24 protein-coding genes and 1 tRNA gene are annotated in these 18368 nt (G+C 61.9%); 4 read left to right on the forward strand and 21 right to left on the reverse strand.

Going from position 1 to position 18368, the window contains the following annotated elements; translation table 11 throughout:
* Positions 1 to 303: 303 nt before the first annotated feature.
* Complete coding sequence (locus FPV16_RS14960) at positions 304 to 1665, forward strand: radical SAM protein (protein ID WP_227439190.1); 1362 nt, start codon at positions 304 to 306, stop codon at positions 1663 to 1665.
* Positions 1666 to 1947: 282 nt separating this feature from the next.
* Here the strand turns inward: FPV16_RS14960 and FPV16_RS14965 are convergent, their stop codons facing one another.
* From FPV16_RS14965 to FPV16_RS15010, 11 genes are all read right to left on the reverse strand, one after another.
* Positions 1948 to 2394, reverse strand: coding sequence for a hypothetical protein (locus FPV16_RS14965; protein WP_227439191.1), 447 nt, complete (start codon positions 2392 to 2394; stop codon positions 1948 to 1950).
* A 1-nt stretch (position 2395) separates the two neighbouring features.
* Complete coding sequence (locus tag FPV16_RS14970; protein ID WP_227439192.1) at positions 2396 to 2725, reverse strand: hypothetical protein; 330 nt, start codon at positions 2723 to 2725, stop codon at positions 2396 to 2398.
* Complete coding sequence (locus FPV16_RS14975) at positions 2725 to 5049, reverse strand: portal protein (protein WP_227439193.1); 2325 nt, start codon at positions 5047 to 5049, stop codon at positions 2725 to 2727. The genes FPV16_RS14970 and FPV16_RS14975 overlap by 1 nt, the downstream gene beginning before the upstream one ends.
* Positions 5049 to 6305 carry a PBSX family phage terminase large subunit gene (locus FPV16_RS14980; protein ID WP_227439194.1) on the reverse strand — a complete coding sequence of 419 codons (1257 nt, stop codon included), beginning with the start codon at positions 6303 to 6305 and terminating at the stop codon, positions 5049 to 5051. The genes FPV16_RS14975 and FPV16_RS14980 overlap by 1 nt, the downstream gene beginning before the upstream one ends.
* Positions 6298 to 6576, reverse strand: coding sequence for a DUF5681 domain-containing protein (locus tag FPV16_RS14985; protein WP_227439195.1), 279 nt, complete (start codon positions 6574 to 6576; stop codon positions 6298 to 6300). The genes FPV16_RS14980 and FPV16_RS14985 overlap by 8 nt, the downstream gene beginning before the upstream one ends.
* A 27-nt stretch (positions 6577 to 6603) precedes the next feature.
* Positions 6604 to 6924 (reverse strand): hypothetical protein, encoded by a 321-nt coding sequence (locus FPV16_RS14990; protein WP_227439196.1) that lies wholly within the window; start codon positions 6922 to 6924, stop codon positions 6604 to 6606.
* Positions 6925 to 7036: 112 nt separating this feature from the next.
* Positions 7037 to 7165: a hypothetical protein gene (locus tag FPV16_RS26110; RefSeq protein ID WP_264483869.1), complete on the reverse strand. Its 129-nt coding sequence runs from the start codon at positions 7163 to 7165 to the stop codon at positions 7037 to 7039.
* On the reverse strand, positions 7162 to 7392 hold the full coding sequence (locus tag FPV16_RS14995) for a hypothetical protein (RefSeq protein WP_227439197.1): 231 nt from the start codon (positions 7390 to 7392) through the stop codon (positions 7162 to 7164). Before FPV16_RS14995 ends, FPV16_RS26110 begins: the two co-directional genes overlap by 4 nt.
* The gene (locus FPV16_RS15000; RefSeq protein WP_227439198.1) at positions 7389 to 7589 is read right to left on the reverse strand and encodes a hypothetical protein; all 201 of its coding nucleotides are present in this window, start codon (positions 7587 to 7589) and stop codon (positions 7389 to 7391) included. Before FPV16_RS15000 ends, FPV16_RS14995 begins: the two co-directional genes overlap by 4 nt.
* A complete protein-coding gene (locus FPV16_RS15005) occupies positions 7589 to 7765 on the reverse strand; it encodes a hypothetical protein (RefSeq protein ID WP_227439199.1) in 177 nt (58 codons plus the stop codon). Before FPV16_RS15005 ends, FPV16_RS15000 begins: the two co-directional genes overlap by 1 nt.
* On the reverse strand, positions 7765 to 8727 hold the full coding sequence (locus tag FPV16_RS15010; RefSeq protein WP_227439200.1) for a site-specific integrase: 963 nt from the start codon (positions 8725 to 8727) through the stop codon (positions 7765 to 7767). Before FPV16_RS15010 ends, FPV16_RS15005 begins: the two co-directional genes overlap by 1 nt.
* A gap of 173 nt (positions 8728 to 8900) precedes the next feature.
* Between FPV16_RS15010 and FPV16_RS15015 the strand changes: the two genes are divergently transcribed.
* On the forward strand, positions 8901 to 9161 hold the full coding sequence (locus tag FPV16_RS15015) for a hypothetical protein (RefSeq protein WP_227439201.1): 261 nt from the start codon (positions 8901 to 8903) through the stop codon (positions 9159 to 9161).
* Here the strand turns inward: FPV16_RS15015 and FPV16_RS15020 are convergent, their stop codons facing one another.
* On the reverse strand, positions 9162 to 9449 hold the full coding sequence (locus FPV16_RS15020) for a hypothetical protein (RefSeq protein WP_227439202.1): 288 nt from the start codon (positions 9447 to 9449) through the stop codon (positions 9162 to 9164).
* 86 nt (positions 9450 to 9535) lie between these two features.
* A tRNA-Arg gene (locus FPV16_RS15025) sits at positions 9536 to 9612 on the reverse strand.
* A gap of 162 nt (positions 9613 to 9774) precedes the next feature.
* On the opposite strand from FPV16_RS15025, the gene FPV16_RS15030 reads away from it, so the two are divergent.
* Positions 9775 to 10638 carry a hypothetical protein gene (locus FPV16_RS15030; protein ID WP_227439203.1) on the forward strand — a complete coding sequence of 288 codons (864 nt, stop codon included), beginning with the start codon at positions 9775 to 9777 and terminating at the stop codon, positions 10636 to 10638.
* Positions 10639 to 10751: 113 nt separating this feature from the next.
* Here FPV16_RS15030 and FPV16_RS15035 read toward each other — a convergent pair whose 3' ends face one another.
* A complete protein-coding gene (locus FPV16_RS15035) occupies positions 10752 to 11447 on the reverse strand; it encodes a hypothetical protein (protein WP_227439204.1) in 696 nt (231 codons plus the stop codon).
* Between the two features lie 340 nt (positions 11448 to 11787).
* Here FPV16_RS15035 and FPV16_RS15040 point away from each other — a divergent pair, with 340 nt between their 5' ends.
* Positions 11788 to 12909: a DUF262 domain-containing protein gene (locus FPV16_RS15040; RefSeq protein WP_227439205.1), complete on the forward strand. Its 1122-nt coding sequence runs from the start codon at positions 11788 to 11790 to the stop codon at positions 12907 to 12909.
* A 605-nt stretch (positions 12910 to 13514) separates the two neighbouring features.
* Here the strand turns inward: FPV16_RS15040 and FPV16_RS15045 are convergent.
* From FPV16_RS15045 to FPV16_RS15075, 7 genes are read right to left on the reverse strand one after another with little or no spacing between them, the layout of a single operon-like run.
* On the reverse strand, positions 13515 to 13841 hold the full coding sequence (locus FPV16_RS15045; protein ID WP_227439206.1) for a hypothetical protein: 327 nt from the start codon (positions 13839 to 13841) through the stop codon (positions 13515 to 13517).
* Positions 13842 to 13848: 7 nt separating this feature from the next.
* A complete protein-coding gene (locus FPV16_RS15050; protein ID WP_227439207.1) occupies positions 13849 to 14871 on the reverse strand; it encodes a hypothetical protein in 1023 nt (340 codons plus the stop codon).
* Positions 14872 to 14874: 3 nt separating this feature from the next.
* Entirely contained in the window at positions 14875 to 16380 is a 1506-nt protein-coding gene (locus FPV16_RS15055) for a replicative DNA helicase (protein ID WP_227439208.1), read from the reverse strand.
* Positions 16377 to 16649 (reverse strand): hypothetical protein, encoded by a 273-nt coding sequence (locus FPV16_RS15060; protein WP_227439209.1) that lies wholly within the window; start codon positions 16647 to 16649, stop codon positions 16377 to 16379. The genes FPV16_RS15055 and FPV16_RS15060 overlap by 4 nt, the downstream gene beginning before the upstream one ends.
* A 5-nt stretch (positions 16650 to 16654) precedes the next feature.
* On the reverse strand, positions 16655 to 17233 hold the full coding sequence (locus tag FPV16_RS15065) for an MT-A70 family methyltransferase (RefSeq protein ID WP_227439210.1): 579 nt from the start codon (positions 17231 to 17233) through the stop codon (positions 16655 to 16657).
* On the reverse strand, positions 17233 to 17724 hold the full coding sequence (locus tag FPV16_RS15070) for a RusA family crossover junction endodeoxyribonuclease (RefSeq protein ID WP_227439211.1): 492 nt from the start codon (positions 17722 to 17724) through the stop codon (positions 17233 to 17235). The genes FPV16_RS15065 and FPV16_RS15070 overlap by 1 nt, the downstream gene beginning before the upstream one ends.
* A 15-nt stretch (positions 17725 to 17739) precedes the next feature.
* Complete coding sequence (locus tag FPV16_RS15075; protein WP_227439212.1) at positions 17740 to 18339, reverse strand: hypothetical protein; 600 nt, start codon at positions 18337 to 18339, stop codon at positions 17740 to 17742.
* Positions 18340 to 18368 lie beyond the last annotated feature (29 nt).

Here is an 18368-nt window from a genome sequence, read left to right on the forward strand (position 1 = left end):
GCAGTTGACAGCACCAGTTTCCCGTTGAAATATTCAGGAGCTTCCATGATTCGAAGGAAGCAGTAGGGAGCGTGCCATGACTGAAATAAATGCAAACTCGGATGGCAACGTACACATCGAAAAGAAGGGCGACAAAATAATCATAACTATTCCAGTTGATGATGTCCTTAAGGGAACGAAGGTTGAGGAGGGAAAACTTCTGGATTTTTGCAACTGTTCCAGTGTGCTCGGGGCCGTCGCCTCGTTTATCTAAGTAGCCAGCCACGGTCGAGAGACCGTGGCGTTTTTACTTTGGAGAGAAGCATGTGGCAGTTCCCGCACGAGAATTACATCTACGATGGCATGCGAGGAGACTTGATACGCGCTGACGCTGGCGTAATTTCATCATTGAGATCGCATATTGAGGCGAACCCAGATGCAGAACTAGAGATAAACGGAATAATTTATGGAAAGGCACGAAAAGAAAATATGAGGCCAGCTCTGAAGGGTGGGCAAACAGACCCTGTAACCATAAAAGTATCGATTACTGAACAGTGCAACCTAGTATGTGGCTATTGTCCTTACCCAGAAAATGATGCTCGTGGGCATTCGCCTTTTGGTTCGGGTCTTCCGCAGGAGCGCCTGGATAAGGCAACAGAGTTCGCAATCTCTCATTTGAGCAGCAGGACGGCACTTTGTTTCTATGGGGGCGAGCCGCTTTACCGGTTCAAAGACATTGCGGCGATTGTATCAAAAGTAGAGAAAGCTCGATCTGACTGGTCGGGGGTTATTGCTCTCACAACTAATATGACACTCTGCTCAGATAAGATTGCAAATTATCTTATCGATAGACGGGCTATAATTCTTGTAAGTTGCGACGGGCCCAAAGAAATCAATGATCGTCATCGGCCAACTCACAACGGCATGGGCACATTTGACAAAATTATGGCGAACATGGCTCGCTTTAAAGCGTTGGATGAGGCATATTACCGTGAATGTATAGGTATTAATTGCGTTGTGACGGGCTGCGACTTCGACGAGCTGGACAATTTCTTTGCAACAGAATTTGGGGAAATCAAGCACATTCGCTTCTCAATTGCGTCCAACTCCGGCGGCAGCATGCATGTCGATGGCAACACTATCCGCGACGAGCTGTTTGATTGGGCAGAGCGAGTTATACTGACCGATGAGGTTGAAAGTCTAAGACGACGTCCTCTATTGCGTGACTTCATCAAGAACTATCTTCACCCTGTCGTCGAGCGTAAAAGCGTTCAAAACGAACGGAAAGGGTTCACCTCGTGCTCTCCTGGGGAACGCCTATACATCAACACGGACGGTTCCGTCGGTGTATGCGAAAGAACGGAGGGTCTTCAGATTGGAGATATTTCTAAGCGCAGCGAGGTGGACACAGACGGGGTCGCAATCAGCTTCGCCGACATGCTTGAGAATAGATGCAAATCATGTTTCGCAGCACCCGCCTGCTCTGTATGTTACGCCGTGATCTGGGATGGAGCGATGCTATCTCATGATAGATTGAACAAATACTGTTCATCGTTCCGTGGAAACCTAATTCGCAGGCTATCTATCTACGCTAAAGCAAGGGAAAAGCATGGAGGGGCAGAGTTCGACGCATTAGTGAGAGAGGTTGCCGGAGACAATTCGCCGATTTTTGACGAGATCGAGTAATCAGACCTCAAGTTCCGATTCGGGGCCCAAATCAGCAAGACGCAGGCGGCAGGCGCCCTACGTGCCTGCGACATCGCCGGTCTGACAAACGGTCATAGCACCACTAGAGAGTCTTTCAAAGGCGGACACTACCTCCGGTCGCACGCCAGTAGAGTGTGTCACTACTTTAGACCTAGAAAGCTTGCTGCTTACGGGGTCCCTGACGCGAGGAGATGGGACCCTACTGTCGTTCATCCACCCATTGCAGACCTGGACAGGATATCAAGTATCAGGGTTGTAACGCTAGGCCGGGCCGATGCGAACACGCCCGGCCAGATCGAAACGGTGAACAGCGCCACTCACAAGTTGCGCGGGCATAACCAGCCCAGGCGTCCCTGCCGTCTTCAGCCCTGCGATATTGATGGCTGAGAGATCGGTGGTGATGCGTCCGACCAGGTATGTCCCAGCGCTCGGATAGGTGATGTTCGCCGTGTGGTTCGTGACATTGATGTCGGCCGCAGCCGAAGCAAACGGGATGGGATGGCCCAGGATACGCAGGGCCCCGGTCGCCGCCGTCGTGAAAGTCGGAGTAAAGGTCAACGTGATTTCGATATCGGCCATAAGGCCGTCGGTGATCATCACTCCGGTCTGCGTTGCGTAGGTTACCGCCCAATCACCAGGGGTGAGCGGGACGATCGACGGCAGGAACGGAAGGACCGATTGCAGAGCACCGCCAAGGGATTTGATCATCTCAAAGACCCTCGCCGATGGTGAACTCTACGTCTGGCGCGCCGCTGGCGACCAGGATCGCTACGTGGCGCTGATCCGACTGCAGGGACTGGACCTCGACGGCGCCGGGCGGGAGCGACTGAGCACCAGGCGCGCCGCCGGCGGGAGCGACAGGTAGCGGCATGTTGGCGTGGGCTCCGAACTCGACGGACACGGCTACGGAGCCGCGATTCCACATGCGGACCTGGACACCGCCGCCGGCCGGGAACCCGGCGAGCGTCGGCGCAGCGTTGAGCACGGTGTTGGCCTGGAGACGGATCGTCCCATTCGGGACTGCTCGGAAGGCTTTCATCACGACACCATCGTCGGAGCCGCGGGCTCGCCCAGCGCGCTCGGGTCAAAAGAAAGGGCGCCCTGAGGCGCGCCGGTCGGTTCAGCGGGCATCTCGCCCGGCTGCATCATGTCGGGCAGCGGCGGGCCGTCTTGACTCATCGGGTCGCCCATCCCATCGTCGGGCGGGCCGGCCTCCGGGGGCGTCATCTCTTCCATCAGCATCGTGACCATGTCGCCGAGCTGCTGGAGCGCGGAGGCCATGGCGTCGATGCGCGGATCCTCGACGGGAGCGGATGGCGCAGCGCCGGCGACGGGCTCGGACGGACGCACGGCCTCGGCCATGCGCGCCTGATGATCGAGCTGCGCCTTCTCCACTTCGGCCTGGATCTTCGCCATCTCGGCCTGGAGCTTCTGGTGCTCCACCTGGAGCTTGGCGCCGTCGAGCTCGTGCTGTGCCTCCGCAAGCTGCGCCTGGCGTTCCTGGGCCTGCATGGCGGCCTGTTCCTGCGGCGAGGGCGGCACGGCAGCGGGTGGCGGCTCGCCGGCTTCCTGTGCCTCCTTCGCCTGGATAGCCGGCGGCAGCATCGTGCGGATGCGCTCGGCGACCTTGTCGGCCATCGGCCAATCCTGCGCCTTCGCCATCAGGTCGATGACGAGGGGTGCGACGTCGGGGGCGGCCTGGACGAGCGAGATCATTCCATCGAGGGCGGCCTCGCGGCGGGTCGTGTAGGACGCGCCCATCTCCATCGCTACATCGTAGGCGCCGACAGTCACGTCGTTGCGGATCGCCTCGGGCTGATCGTCGAGGGACATGCCCTCGGGCTTGTTGATCTCGACGCGGTCGACCTTGCCGTCCTCACCCACGATCCGGAGCGTGCGGTTCGTGTCGTAGATGTGCGGGATTAGATCGCAGACGATCGCGCCCGTGTGGCGGATCGCGCGGCTGAAATTGACGATGTAGACGAACGAGCCGACGTCGCCTTCCTGCTGCCGAGCCCGGATCGCCTTGCCCGACGTCTCGTTCGAGCGGGCACCAAGGGAGGCGTCATAGACGCCGGTCACGGCCTTGATGTCCTCGGCAGCCTCGCGGGTCAGCTCGGCGAGGCCGGCGCTGGCCACAGGCGGCTGGACGCGCTGGGGGGCGTTCGGCGCGTGCGGGTCGGAGTTGTAGGGCAGGAACGGATGCGAGACCGTGTTCGCGGTTTCCCAGACGTTCTCGTAGCCCTTCAGCTGGGCGACGGTCGCGACGAAGGGGCTCTTGGGCTGCAGCGCCACCACTTCGGTCTGCGTCGAGCGCGAATAGTTATAGGCGCGCTGCGCATCCTTGGCCTTGCGGACGACACCGCGACGGACGCGGTTCTTGCCGATCGTCATCTCGATGCCGATCACCGGCACCACCGGGATGAACCGGCCGGGCCAGGGCGTCGGGCCTTCCAGCACGTCGGTGGCACTCAGGATGTAGCGTTCGACCTTGTGGCCATCCCGCTCCTCGATGCGCGCGCCGGCGGTCTCGGCCATCGACAGCTTCTCGGCATAGTCCTCGTCCGCCTTGTTGGTTAGGTCGAGGATCTCGCCGTCCGGCATCAGCGCCAGGCGCTTCTTCTGCGGGGTCTTCACCCAATACTCGGCAACGCGCACCGTGTCGGTGGTCGCCCATTCGGCGAGCCCGCGCGTGGTCAGGTCGGCGTCACCGATCTCGGCCGCCGGCTTGTCCGGATAGGTCTCCTCGTAGATGTCCCGGCTCATGTCGAGCGGCACGAAGCAGAAGCGGGCATCCTCGCGCGTCGGCAGCACCGCATCCGGGTCCCAGCGTACGCCAACGCCGTCGGGCACGGGCGCGATGCGGATTTCCTGCTCGAACGTGCTGTCGGAGCCGTATTCGGTCATCACCTTCCAATGGCCGATTCCGGCCGTTACCTGCTGATCTGCGGCCGAAAAGTACGCCGCAGGGGCATCGCTGCGGTTCTCTACGTAGCGCACCAGACCGGCAATCGTGTCGGCCGTTTTCGGGTCGCCGCGGCTATCCACCGGCACGACCTTGATGGCCGGGCGCATCTGACGGATGTCGCCCGTGATCTGCGCGATGGTGGTGCCCATACGGTCGAACTCGAGGCACGGTCGATCGCCGCGCATCGCCTTCGCCTCGGTCGTCCACTGCGCACCCGGGATCTCGACGAACTCCAGGTCCTCGTAGGCGAGCATCCGGTTGTCACGGTCGGCCTCGTCGGCACGCCGCCACCGCTTCATCGCGACGTCGACGATCGTGTCGAGGCCGCGCTCCTCCTTCGCCTCGGGCTTCTCCGAGGGCGAACGCGCGGGGCGCTTCGGTTGCTTCTGAGCCATCAGGAACCCATCCAACCGCCGCCACGCCGGGCGCCGATGTTGATTTTGAGAGGCTTGGTCGGCTCCTGGAGCGCGACAGCGAGATACCGGAAGGCGTCGGCGCCGTGGCTGGCCCAATCGTGCAGCGGGTTCTTCGAGAACTGCCCGGTATTGGCGTCGACATCGTACCGGTAGTTTCGCAGGCACTGCAGGCCATCGGCACAGGCCTCGGCATCGAACCAGCACCGCGAGAACAGCGTGCGGCCGGCGTTGATGCCCTCGGCGACGCCGATCTTCGGCGTGATCTTCACCGCGAAGCCCGTGTCTGCCATCTGCTGGGCGATCGTGCGCTCGGAGCTGAGCAGCTCGTTCGTGGCGTCGTGCGGCAGCCAGTGGTCGCCATAGACGTAGGGCTTCGTCTGAAGGTGCTTCAGGTAGTGCCCGAGCGCGTGGCCTCGGTTCTGGTAATAGTCGATGATCCGGAACTCGAAGCCGACGACCTGCGCGAACCAGATCGCGGTCATGTCAGCGCGGCCCAGATCCCAGAACGTGTGAACGGGCTTCGTGCCGTCGTAGGGTACGCGGGTGAAGCGGTTCGCCTCCGTCGCGGCCATGATCTCATTGGCGTAGATCGCGCCGTCGAGCACCACCTTGCAGTGGCCATCCCAGACCGTGAGGTAAGCGGCAGGATCGCGCGCCTTCAGGTCGAGCGCTTCCTGTCTCAGCGTGGCCGGGAACCACGGATTGTCCTGCCAGCCGATCTTGACCACCACCGCGCCCGTCGGCGGGCTCTTCACAAACCGCTTATAGGTCTCGTCCTCTTCGAGCTCCGGGTTGAAGCTGATCCAGATCTCCGAACCCTCTTTACGGATGGTCGGGATCAGGACGTCCCAGGACGACTTCGACACCGTGCGAGCCTCTTCGACCCAGCAGACGTCGATGCCTTCCGTCGACTTCACCGACGAGATGTTGTGCCGGAGGCCTTTGAAGATGAACTCAGTGCCGTTGGACCCGAGAATCCGCTTCCCCTGGACCTCGTAGAGGCCGGCCAGCCCGAGCAGGTCGATCTGTTGCGCAAGGAGGGCGTGCGCCGATTCCGCGATCGAGTTCTGAAACTCGCGAGCGCAGAGGACGCGAAGCTTGCGCTGAGCGCCGAGGATCAGCAGCGCCCGGGCGAACCCCCAGGACTTCGCGCCGCCGCGCCCACCGTAGGCGATCTTGTAGCGCGCCGGCTCGAACAGGCAGGCCAGCTTCTCCGGGAACTGGACGTCAGTCATCGGTCGGCCTGAGGAACGTGATGGTCAGGCCGGTCGGGATTGCTCCACCCTCGCCATCGCCGTCGATGGGCTGGGTCGGCTTGCCGTAGCCGCGATCGAGGATGGCGGATGCCGCAGCAACGCGGGCGGCAGCGGACGTGTCTTCGCCGCTCATGATCGAGACGAGGACACTGATCGCGGCCTCGGTGTGCTCGCGCGCGGCATCACGGACGCGTGCGGAGGCCTTCGGGCGACCGCTCGGGTTGCCGCTCTGACCGGGCTGGAAAGCCATTGTTCGCGCCTTGTTAGCAGTGGGGTGTCAGGCGCTGGGCATCCCGTAGATGGCGGTGCAGCGGGCTCGGATGACGAGCGGGTCACTCGGCAGGCCGAAGCGCTCGATATTGGCGGCCCGGCCCTGACAGGTGTAGAGCCCGCCCCAAACGCGCGGGGAGGCGGTGAGCGGGTGGCAGACCGTGCCGCGGCAGGCCTCGGCCTCGATGCGGTAGCCGATGGTCTCCGCCTTCGCCGGGTGGATGAACAGATGCACCCACAGCACGATGGCGCCGACGATCGCGAGGATGGCCGGGATGCGCCACAGATCGTTGACCGGCGGCGGCGAGGGCGCGGCGGTGTTGGTCATCAGTGCACCGTCAGCGAGATCGGATAGCCCCAGGCGGTCGGGGCGGGCGGCCGCGGGCGCATCGCGGAGAGGGCGACGCCGGCGAGGACGAGGAGAGCGCAGAGGCGGGGCATCAGGCGGCCTCACCACGGGTCAGCTCGCGGCCGAGACGGATGACCCGCATGGGCGGGAAGTCCGGCCGCTTGGCGGGACGGGGCACGGGCTTGCCGATCAGGCAGCGGAGCAGGGCGATGTACGTCACAGGCGGAACCTCTGCATGGCGGCACGGCGGTGCTCGTGTTGGTCGGAGCGGGTGCGGATCTCGTCCGCGATGACGGTGGCGATGCGCTCGCGGAGCGAGTTGCTCGCGATGCTAGCGAAGGCCTCGAAGTCGACGGCGGCGCGCTCGGCGGTGGCGACGGTCGGGCCGACCATGCTGGTGAGCAGCTCCTCGACCAGGTCGACGAGAGCGGCGGCGGTGAGCGTCATGCGTCGGTCCTCAGGGTGTACTCATCGGTGCGCACCGCGCCGCCGGGGATGAAGGTGATCTGCAGCCAGGTCTTCGCTTCGCGCTCGACGGTGGCGAGCATCGCCATGACCTCGACAGACTGCGCGGCGGTCGGGTGACCGTCCACGACCTCGAGGGCGAACCCGTCGAGCCAGAGCAGGAAGGCGCGGGGGCTCATCAGCGCACCTGAACGATGGGGAGGGACTGGGCGACGACGAAGTCCCAGGCCTGCGTGGAGGCGCCGAAGGTCAGGGCCTGGTCGCGCTCTGGCGTCCAGACGAGGCGGGTGCCGGCGAGCGCTGCGAACAGAGGAGCGGTGTCGACGCTCGATGCGAGTTCGATCCGGTAGCCCATCACAGGAAGCCCTTGCCGGCGTTCTCGCGGAACAGCTCCCCGTCCTCGATGTAGCCGAGGGTGGTTTCGAGCTTCGCGTGACGCATGTGCTTGGCGGTCAGCCGCAGGTCGGCGCCGTCATCACCGGCGGTGGTCGCGAATCCGCGCCTGGGCGAGTGACCGGAGAAGGCCTCCGGATCGAGACCGGCAGCGGCGCAGCGAGCCTTGAGGATGCGGGCGAACTGCCCGGCGGTGAGACGGTCGGCCGAGAGCCGGCCGCGATCGGCGCCACGGAAGACCGGGCCCGTGGTGATGCCGGAAGCGTCGAGCCACGCGGCGACGGCCGCCGGGATCTTCAGCCTGCCGTCGAGGATGGCGACGGTGCGGCCCTGCCCCTGCTGGTCCGTCTTGCTCTTCGCGATCCGGACGAGGAGGCCGCGGCGGTGGCGCTCCAGGTCGGCAACGTCGAGGGCGACGAGCTCGGACCGGCGGAGCGCCGCGCCGAAGCACACCAGGATCAGGGCGCGGTCGCGGACGCTGGCGAGATCGGTCCCGCGAATCCGCTTGAGCACCTTCGCCACCAGGTCGGCGGTGAGGGCCTGTTTCTTCGCCGGCCGGCGGCCCAGCGTGTTGCGGATGCCCGCCAGGATCGTGCGGACCTCCTCGAAGGCGGTCGGCGCAGTGTGCCCGGCGGCGCGGTGAACGGCGGCGATGGCGGCGGCACGGCGATCGATCGTCGAGACCGAGCGGCCGAGGCCGGCGAGATGGGTGACGTACCGGCCGACGGTCCGACCGGTGGCGGGTAGGGTGTCGACGCCCTGCTCGGCGCACCAGCTGGTGAAGTCACGCCAGTCACCGGCATAGGCCCGGCGGGTCGCGTCGGATTTCGAGGCGGCGGCGAACCCGGCGGCGGCCTCGTCCAGCGCGTCGGCCGGGGCGAGGGCGAGCGCCGTCGGGCGCACGATAATGGCGCCTCCCGACATGTCGAAATCCTTGGTTTGGATGCTTGAGAAGGGCAGTTACCGTGCATCCCGGCTCATCGTGGCCGGGAGCCGATCAGGCCCGAAAATCTTCGGCACATTTTTGCGCCGGGTAGGTTGGTCGATAGCCCTGCAGGAAAAGAGCGATCGGGGTCGTTTGGCCCCCAAGGATCACGATGTCTTCCAGCGATGAACGGAGCTCCGCCCACGCCCTCAACTTCATCCTGACGAGGTTCGTCTCGGGCCTCTGGCAGGGCCAAGATCAGTTCGCCGTTTCCGATGTGGAGCTGATCCGGGCCTACGGCAGCACAGACCCCGACCCACTGCTACAGGAACTTGGCGAGGGCTGGAGCGTCGCCCACCAGACTGCGCAGGGCGAAACGCTCTTCCTTCGCATCATCACGACGAGACAAGCCTTAGATCAGCTCGGCTTCTAATCAGGCGCTCGCCGCGACCCGCTTCGGCCGACCGCGAAACGCGACGACGGTGCGGGAGCCGGGAATCGATCCGGCCTGGAAAGAGCCGAGGACCGAACGGCGCGGCGCGGGTTCGCGCGGCACTTCGGTCCCGGTCAGGTCACGGTAAAGGCGGCGAAGGCCGGCGCGCAGCTCGTCGATCTGACAGAGCGACGTCTCGACGGTGTGCCGATGCCCCGGAACCCGGAGGCGGTCGGCATGGCGGAGAAGGTCGGCGACCCGCTCGGCTTGCTCGCGATCCGTCGTCATCGGGTTCCGATCATGGCAGATTTGTCCGCGCACGTCTTCGGCCTCAACGCCTAAGCTGTTGAGCCGGTTCGCGGACGGAGATGGGTTGGCGGGAACGGCAGGGGTCGAACCTGCGACCACCTGGTTCGAAGCCAGGTACTCTATCCAGCTGAGCTACGTTCCCAAGTCCGGAAACGAGAACGCCCGCGGGCCTTGCGGCTGCGGGCGTGCGTCTCGGGACAGTGGTTTTCTGCAACGGATTGCCCGTCGGGTCAAGAGTGCTCTGTATGGATTACGATGAATGCGTATAAGCGGCTGCGAGCATTCAGCAGATAGGGGTTCACGCATGTCCGAGAACGAGCACGGCAGCACCAAACCAATGTGCTTCGTAGTTGGGCCAATTGGGTCCAGTGGCTCGGAGATACGCAAACACTCAGACATGCTTTTGCATCTAATTATTCGGCATGTGCTACACGAGGAAAATTTTGGTTTTGAGGTAAGACGCGCAGATGACGACGCGCGACCGGGAATGATTGGCGATCGAATAATTCATGACTTGATTAATTCTCAGCTTGTAATCGCAGACCTAACCGAGCTTAATCCAAATGTCTTCTATGAGCTGGGAATACGCCACTCGACTGAAAAAGCGACGATCCATATTGCTAAGACGGGCACCAAGCTTCCGTTTGACAACCAAGGCCATGACACCATCTTTGTGGACGTAACCGATTGGCAGAGTATTGAATCATCAAGATCTCGCCTAAAATTAGCAGTCCTTGAAGTGCTCAAAAGCACATATAAAGTCAGCAACCCTATAACTCAAGCGCAAGCTACCTTCAAATTCTTATCCAGCTCCGACCCTAAAGAGAGATACATTGCTGAGTTATCTGAAAGAATTTCTCTCTTAGAAAGCCGCCCACAGGTTGTTAGCGAGTCTCATTCCACAACTATCGGAGAAGGCCACCCGATCCCGTTCATTCTAGAGAAGATAAACAATGAAATGGCACGCTTCATGAAATCAGAAGGGTCCAGTATGAGCGACTTCCATTTTATGAATGCTTCAAAGAAGGAAATTTTCCGTCTCGCGAATGCGTATAATGTCACAGTTACCGAACTCCATCTTACTGGTGAGATGATTAGATATCAAATAATGGGTTATGATGTAACAATGTACAATAATGGAATTTATATGATACAGGCGAATACGTAACATTAACTGCTTGTAGATGCGACGCATACGCGTCACATCTAAAGTAACTACGCGTATTTCTAGGGTCACTATCAGAAACGTTTTTCTGGCGCCTTATAAAAAACAATTACACGCTAGGAGCAAAAAAAATCGCTTAAGTAGTTCGCCCGCTCCGAATAGCGATCCTGCGGCACCACCGGCGCCGGCCCGTGTGCGGTTTGCTGCGCCTCGGTCAGCTCGTCGAGGAGCCAGCGGAACCGCTTGGCGATGTCAGAGGAGGCGCGCTCGCTGGTACCGCGTCCGCGGGCCTCGGCGTAGCTGGAGAAGCTGAAGCCCTCGGCCAGGATGGCGCGGAGGAATCGCATGCCACTATCACCGATCACGCGGGCCGCGCGGTCGTTCATGGCCTTCACCGCCTTGGCGGTCTCGATGCGGCCGAGCATCCGGATGTCTTCGATGGTGAGACCGTTGGCGGTGTTGAGCGACGCATAGCCGGGGCTGAAGATCGTGCTGTCCCAGCTGCTGCCGTGCCGGACGCCGAGCTGCTTCTCCCACATGGCTTGCATTGAGCGGCCGACGAGGAACTGCGCTTCCGTGATGCGGCCGGCGGAACGTTCAGCGGCGAGGACGTCGACGCGGCGGTTGACGGTGGTGGTGACGAAGGCGCTCGCGTCGTAGGGATCGCGGAACGTGCCGGTACCCTCGACGACCTCGACATCCCGAGCCGTGATCGGGGCGAGACGGATGTTCTTGTTACGCCGCATCGACGGCGCCACGCGGGTCGCGGTCTTACGGGTGGTGCTGGACGACTTTTTGGCCGACGCGGTCACGGTGGTGCCCCTGTACAGGTCCGATCCGTATCGCCGGGCCCATGTTGCTCCCTCAGATCGCTCTGGCACGAAAGTCAATCCATGGCTCACTGCTCAAATGGACATATCCGTCCCCCAAAGAACTGCCCTTACGCGCGTGGCTGCCACCATCCCATTCTTTCACATATGCACCATTCGCTTTTATCGGCATTTTTAGCGAATCGCTGTCTACAAAGCCTCTAGCTCGTGCAAGCGTACCGCCCTAGCATCACGAAAAAGCGGCGCTAGCTGCCTTGCGTCTTATCAGCCGGATGAGCGCGGGCTCCAGCAATCACCGCCTACATATCTTCGGAGGAAACGAATGACCGATCTCCCCGCCGAGCACGAGGCGATCGACGCTTCTACAGTGGAGCTGCCCCCCGAAGAAGCTTCAACATTCGAAGGCACTGATTCCAGTGAACCGGTGCCACCGGTTGATATCATTGCATATAATGAAGTTCGGTCCTGCGCCGATCTGTATCGTCTTTTCTCAAGTGGAAGAATGGAAATACAGCCCGATTTTCAGCGCGATGTTGTGTGGAAGCGAGAAGAAAGAACTCGTTTTATTGATTCATTAGTTAAACAGCTACCAATTCCCAGCATGTGTTTTAGCTTGGATCCAAAAACTCAGCGCTGGAAGGTCATCGACGGTCTTCAGCGCATGACATCAATTACAGATTTTCTTGGAAAAACGGAGTGGCAACTTTCATCTCTTGACGACATCCACCCAATTCTACGCGGAAACACAAATACCGCCTTGAAAATGGGCCCCGAGGATCATTCAATACTCTACTCTTCCGTCGAAAATGTAACGATACCAGTCACGGTGATACGTTGCGACTACACAAAACGCGAGCATATGCGTTACCTCTTTACAATATTCCATCGCCTTAACTCCGGTGGAGTACGACTAAATAATCAAGAAATAAGGAATTGCATTTACACAGGCGCATTCAATGACGCACTTAAGGATTTTGATAACAAGCACGCTGATTGGCAGGTAGTAAAAGCTCGGATTTGGGGCTCAGTAAATAGGTTCCGATCCGTTGAGATACTACTGCGTATTCTTGCATTTTCCGAGCGTCTTGAATCTTATGAAGGGAATTTGGCGGATTTCTTGAATCATTATATGCACGATCACGCGGAAGCATCCCCTGAAATAGTTGCAGAAAAAATAGCGAAACTTAAGAAAGCCGCAACGATAACCAGAACAACCTTGGAAGATCAGTCAGGCAAACTGTCCCTGGCAATAATTGAAGCTGTCCTTGTGGCATCAGTTGAGCATTCTCTAGCGCTTTCAACAATATCAAAAGAAACTTTGAACACTAAGTATTACGCTATGCTGAGCATGCCAGCTTTCGCGGAAGGCGCTAGATACGCGGTATCGAGCGTCGAAAACGTTCAGCGACGGTTGACCGAAGCCACTGAAGCGTTTGGGCGCTGACAAATGATATCGGCTACACTAGCGACGCTAGATACGTGGTATAATGAGCCAAGCGTGGGACCCGAGCGCCCAAAATTGTTGTCAAAGCTCGCCCTGTTAGAGTTATGCGGCTGGCTTGAGACGGAACAGGACAGAATAATTCTCGCCATTGACAGTAGGTGCCTCAATGATCACGTATGGATTCGAAGCGAAGTAGTAGGGAAGACGTTTGGTTTCGATTACGGTAGACACTTCAGGCCCATGCTGGTTCGTGTTCTTGGTGAACATCTCATGCGGAAACTGGAGAACCAGTTCGAGGGACAACACCCCGGCGAACTAGACCGATTACGCTCGTCGACAGGCGACCTTTGGACTAAAAGATGCAATTTTGCGCACGAAGATATGATTACAAATATTGCACGCCAGCAGCGGTTTGACGCGCCAAGCTGGAGCATAAATCAGCACAGAATTATTAGCAGAACACTTACCAGACTTGAAACACAAGCTGTTGCGTTAGCATCAGGCGTTTGATCATTCTTAAGACATCGCGTGTATTTCTGCAATTTATCGCAAACAAGACGATTGGATACGATCACCATAATTTCGCCGATTGCTTTTATAGGGGGCTACCTGCTTAGTTCGATCGAGATCAGATCGATGGCCATGTCGACACCCCGCATGGCACTGTCCCGGTTCCAGCCATTATTCCGGCAGGCCTCCCGGAAGCTCGGCTCGCGTCCGACCTGCGCATTGAGCCAGGCCTTCAGCTGCGCCTTCATCCGCCAGTCCGCCACGTAGATCTCTGGCCAGCGTTGAACCCGGACATCCCCGGGTTTCGGGCCGGCCTGTGCGTCCGCCTCGCTGTGGCCCGCCCAGGCGGCGACGAGCCAAAGGCGGACGAGGGTCGTGGGGTACTGCCGGGGCGGATCGGGGCCTTCGGGACGGCTGAGCATGGATCTCCTACTGGAACCGGGAAAACCGGTCCGGGGCAAAGCCCATTTCGCGGGCGATGTTGGGGTTGGGCAGCGACTCCATCTGCACGGCGATCCGGGCGTCCTCGATGACGTCGTCCGGCGTCGTGCAGTCGGGATGGCCCGGGCGGCAGTGGTTCGGCCAGGCGTCCGACCAGTGACCGCGGAAGTGCTCTGAGGCGAGGTGGACCTGTTGGGCCCGGATCATTTCCGGCGTCACGGTGGTGGGCTTCCGCTGGATGCCCGACACGGTGCGGACCTGCTTCGGCGCAGCCTCGAGGCGATCCTTCGCCGACCGACGAACCCAGCCCACGAGGGATTTCCAGCTACGGGGCCGGAATCCCGGATCCGCCATGGCTGCCGCGATCCCTGCCTCGACATCGTCGCGGGTCAGCCCCTCGTCGAGAAGCTCCTCGATCGGCTGGGTGCGCAGGTCCTGGACGACGGGTTCCGTCCCCACGAGGCTGCGCAGCCAGGGGCCGAGCTCGTCGGTGCCCTTCCGGACCGGCGAAGCCGAAGCCTGGACCGTGCCCGGGCTGCGCATCTGCGCATCCGTACCTCCTCCATCCTCCTCTCCTATTCCCCCTCCTCCTCCATCCTCCTCTCCGGGGGGTACTGGTTCCCCACCGGTACCGAACTCGTCCTCAACTATGGAGGAACCTGTTCCGTCACCACGCGCGTAACCGAGCAGTTTATCGGGAAAAACTCCGGACCGGTTCGGCTTTTTTGGTCGCTGGTACTTCTGGAAATTCCTGATCACGCCGAAGGTCTTACCCTTCGCCTCGAATGGCCGGATGAAATTGAGGCGCTTCAACTCTTCGAGCAGAGCGGCGACGTCGACGTTGTCCGCCGGCATCAGCCGGACCTTCAGCGTGAGGGGCTTCCACTCGAAAACCCCGTCGTCGTGCGCCTCGCACCAGAGGCCCATGATCAGGACACGAGCCTGCATCGACGCGGTCATGAAGGCCTCATCGGTGAAGATGCCCGGATGGATGCTGCGGATTCTCGGCATGACTCAGGCCCCAGACTGAAGGTTGCGGATCGCGTTCAGAGCCGGGTCGATCCAGGCGCGCACGATGTGGTTCGCGCGACCGATCCGGTTCTTGTCGATGATGATTTCGAGGAGGTGCCGGCAGCCCGCGTGCTCGGCGAGCGCTTCGGGGTTCTGCTCGCGATACTTGCCTGACCGCTCGATGTAGTAGGCAGGCCGGTAGAGGAACGCGACGGCGTCCGAGTTCTCCTCGAACGCACCGGCGCCGCGGATGTCCGCGAGGCTCGGGCGACGGTCCTCAACGGACTTCCCCTCGGTGTTCCGGTTGCACTGCGCGAGCAGCAGGACCGGCACGTCGAGGTGCTTGGCCAGGGAGAGCGCGCCGTCGGCGACCTCCTTCAGCCCCTCGTCCTCGCGATTGTAGGCGCGTGACGGCCGGACGATGTGCGCGTGGTCGATCACCACCATGCCGAGCGGCACACCCTTGCGGGCATACGAGTTCGCTAAGCGGTCGGAGGCGGCGGCGATGTCGCCGATGGTGCGCCCGCCACCGTCCTCGATGTGGAAGTGCTCGCCGCGCATCTCGTAGACCGCTTCGGCCACATGATCGGCCTCGCTTTGAGACAGCCCGCGCCGACGCATGATCTGCTCGTAGGCGAGCCGGGTCCCGCGATCGAAGAGCCAGCTCGACGTCCGACGGGCCTGGATCTGCTTCCGGGTCATTTCGAGCGAGTGGTAGATCGCGACGTGACCCTGACGGCCGATCGCGCTGGCCTGCTCCACCCCGAAGATGGATTTCCCCATGGCGGTGCGGGCTGCGACCGTGATCAGCGTCGAGGGTTGAGGGCCGCCGCCGATCTCCTTGTCGAAGGCCGCGACGCGAGTGTGAGGCACGACACGTCCATGGCCTTGCAGGTCGGCGGTGATGTCCGCGATCAGCTCGTCGCCGGCCTGGTCCGCCGTGACCGACATCACCTTGCGATCGACGAAGGACGCGCGGATCTGGTCGACACGTGCATAGACCCGTTCAAGGTGCGGGCCCGGCACGAAGCCGGAGCCGTCGGCCGCCTTGTTCGTGACGGCCGCCAGCTCCCGCAGCTGCCAGTATTGCTGGATCGTCCGTGCGTATTCCGGCGCCGAGATCGGCGTGCACGCCATGACCACGAGCCGGCCGAGGTAGGACAGCACGTTCTGGCCGCCGAGATCGAAGGCGAGGTTGGTCGCACCGAGCGCAGCCTTCACCTTGATGCCGTTCGGCGTATCGCCGGCGGCCACCAAGTCGCCCATTACCTGCCAGATGGCCCGATGCGCCTCCTCGAAGAAGTGCTCGGCCGCGACCAGGTGCTGAACCAGCGGGAAGACGTGCGGGGCCTGCATGATGCAGCCGATGAGCCCGGCCTCGGACTCGACAGTGGCGATCGGCGCGGCGATGGCGGCCGGGGCAGTGGGCGTCCGGCCGTAATCGCCGCGATACTCTTCGATCGGGACGACGTTGGGGCGGAAGCCGGGACGGTCGAGGGGCTCGTTCATGCCGAAGCCCTCTGTTCTACGGGCGCGAGTTCGCGACGGAGCATCTCTCTGACGTAGCCCTCGCCCTTCGCCTGCTCGATCTCGGCGAGGTCGTTGAGCAGCACCCCGGCCTCGGCGAGCGCGAGGTCGCAGTCGAACCACTTGTACTGATCGTCGCCGCGGGCGCGGGTGTAGAGGTCCCACCAGCGTTTGGCGGCCTCACCAACCACGGCAGCCAGCCGCGAGACGGGCACGGGCGAGGTCGGTTGCAGGATGTTGTACCGAGCCATGGCGCCTACTCCGCAGCCATGAGGGCGGGCTCATCGAAATGTCCGGTCTCGTTCCCCCAGGCGGTCCAGCCGGGACGGGACTCGCGCGAGAACAGGTCGGCGCGGCGCAGGGCGGACGGCATCAGCGCCTCGGCGGCAGCATAGGCCTCGTCCGGCTTGCGGCTGTGCTCGCGGATCGGCGCCATGATCACGCTGCGGACGGACCGGCCAGCGTGTGGCTGACCGAATTTCCCGATCATGAAGGGCTCGGAGGCGCAGCGCAGGACGTAACCGGTACCGAAGGCGATCTTGCCGCCGGTCGTCGTTTTCACCCACGTGCCGGACGTGGTGAAGGTGAAGCCCCAGGCGGCCATGACGGCGAGCGCCTGTGGGAGCATCGGGTTCGTAGCCCAGAGCCAGAGAAAGGCGTCACCGCGGGCGAGCTGCGCCACGGGGAGCGCCTTGATCTCGTCGAGCGTCATGCAGGCGTATTGAGCCTGCGCGCTCTTCGCCTCGCCCTTGTCGGAGCGGAGAGCGAACGACCACGGCGGATCGACCATGAGCATGTCGAAGCCGAACGGGGGTAGGGCGCCGAAAGGCCACATCAGGCGGCCTCGTCCAAAGCAGGAGCAGAAGCGCCGAGGGTGGCGATCGCCGGAACCCATGGCTCGACGGTGATCACCAGCTCGGGCTTGTCCGAGTAGAACTTCCGGACACTGCCATCGACGACGGTAGAATCATCGCCCCACACGACCTCGTTCAGCGCGTCGCAGACCTTTCCGATGTTGTCCCAATCGGGCTTCACGACTGGGCGGATGACGCCGTTGCGCGCCTCTCGCTTCTTCGCCTGCGACCAGCTCGTGGGAATCGGCATAAACGCATAGACGACCACCACGAGGGGGCCGACCAGCGGCAGGCGTCCGACCATCTCGTCGACGGCGGCCGCTTTCAGGGCAGCCTCGTAGCGTGCCGTTTCCGGGTCAGGGTATTCCTGGACGAACGGCTTCTTGCCGCCCCGCGGAGCAACGACACGGGCACGATGCCGGCCCTTGCCCCGCGGGTCGCCTTCGAGACGGATTACGATCTGGTTGGACATGGCGGTACTGCGGTCCTACTCGACGGACGCGCTCTGACGCTGCGGCCCATTGCCGAGCGCCGGGGCACCGGGGAGGGCGTTCCTTCCGCCCTTCGCGGTCTGCTCCTTCAGGAAGGCGTCGCCGGCAGCCGTGCTGTCGCGCATGGCCTCGCTGGGCGTGGTCGCCTTGGCCTCGCGTTTCGCGCTGGCCTTCGCGTTGTTCTTTGTGAACTCTCGTTCGGCCTCCTCGAGCGGCAGGCCGGGCGAACCCTGCGCCTGGCCCTTTCGGGACTTCTCGTCCGCCTCGGCAGCGGCAGTGGCTTCCGAGATCATCTTGCCGACGTCGTCGAACAGGTCGCTCTGCTCGCCCCAGCCCATCATCTGGTGAGCCATCAGGAACCCGAGGACGAAATCTCTCCGCTTCACGTCCTCCATCTTGTGGCAGTCGAGGATGAGCTTCACTGATTTCGCCGGAAGGCCGCTCTTCGCGCAGTAATCCGAGAGCGCCGTCGACTTGTTCGAGTTCGCGTTCGCAGCGCGCTGGGAAGCGCCGGCGGCGTCACGGATCGCGTCCTGCAGCTGGGCTGCCGTCGTCTTGATGACCTTGGGCGTCGCGCCCTTCAGTTTCCTGGCCATGGTGACCTCTCAGGTTCGGGGAGGGAGCG

The sequence above is a fragment of the Methylobacterium sp. W2 genome (assembly GCF_020662345.1).
Lineage (GTDB): Bacteria > Pseudomonadota > Alphaproteobacteria > Rhizobiales > Beijerinckiaceae > Methylobacterium.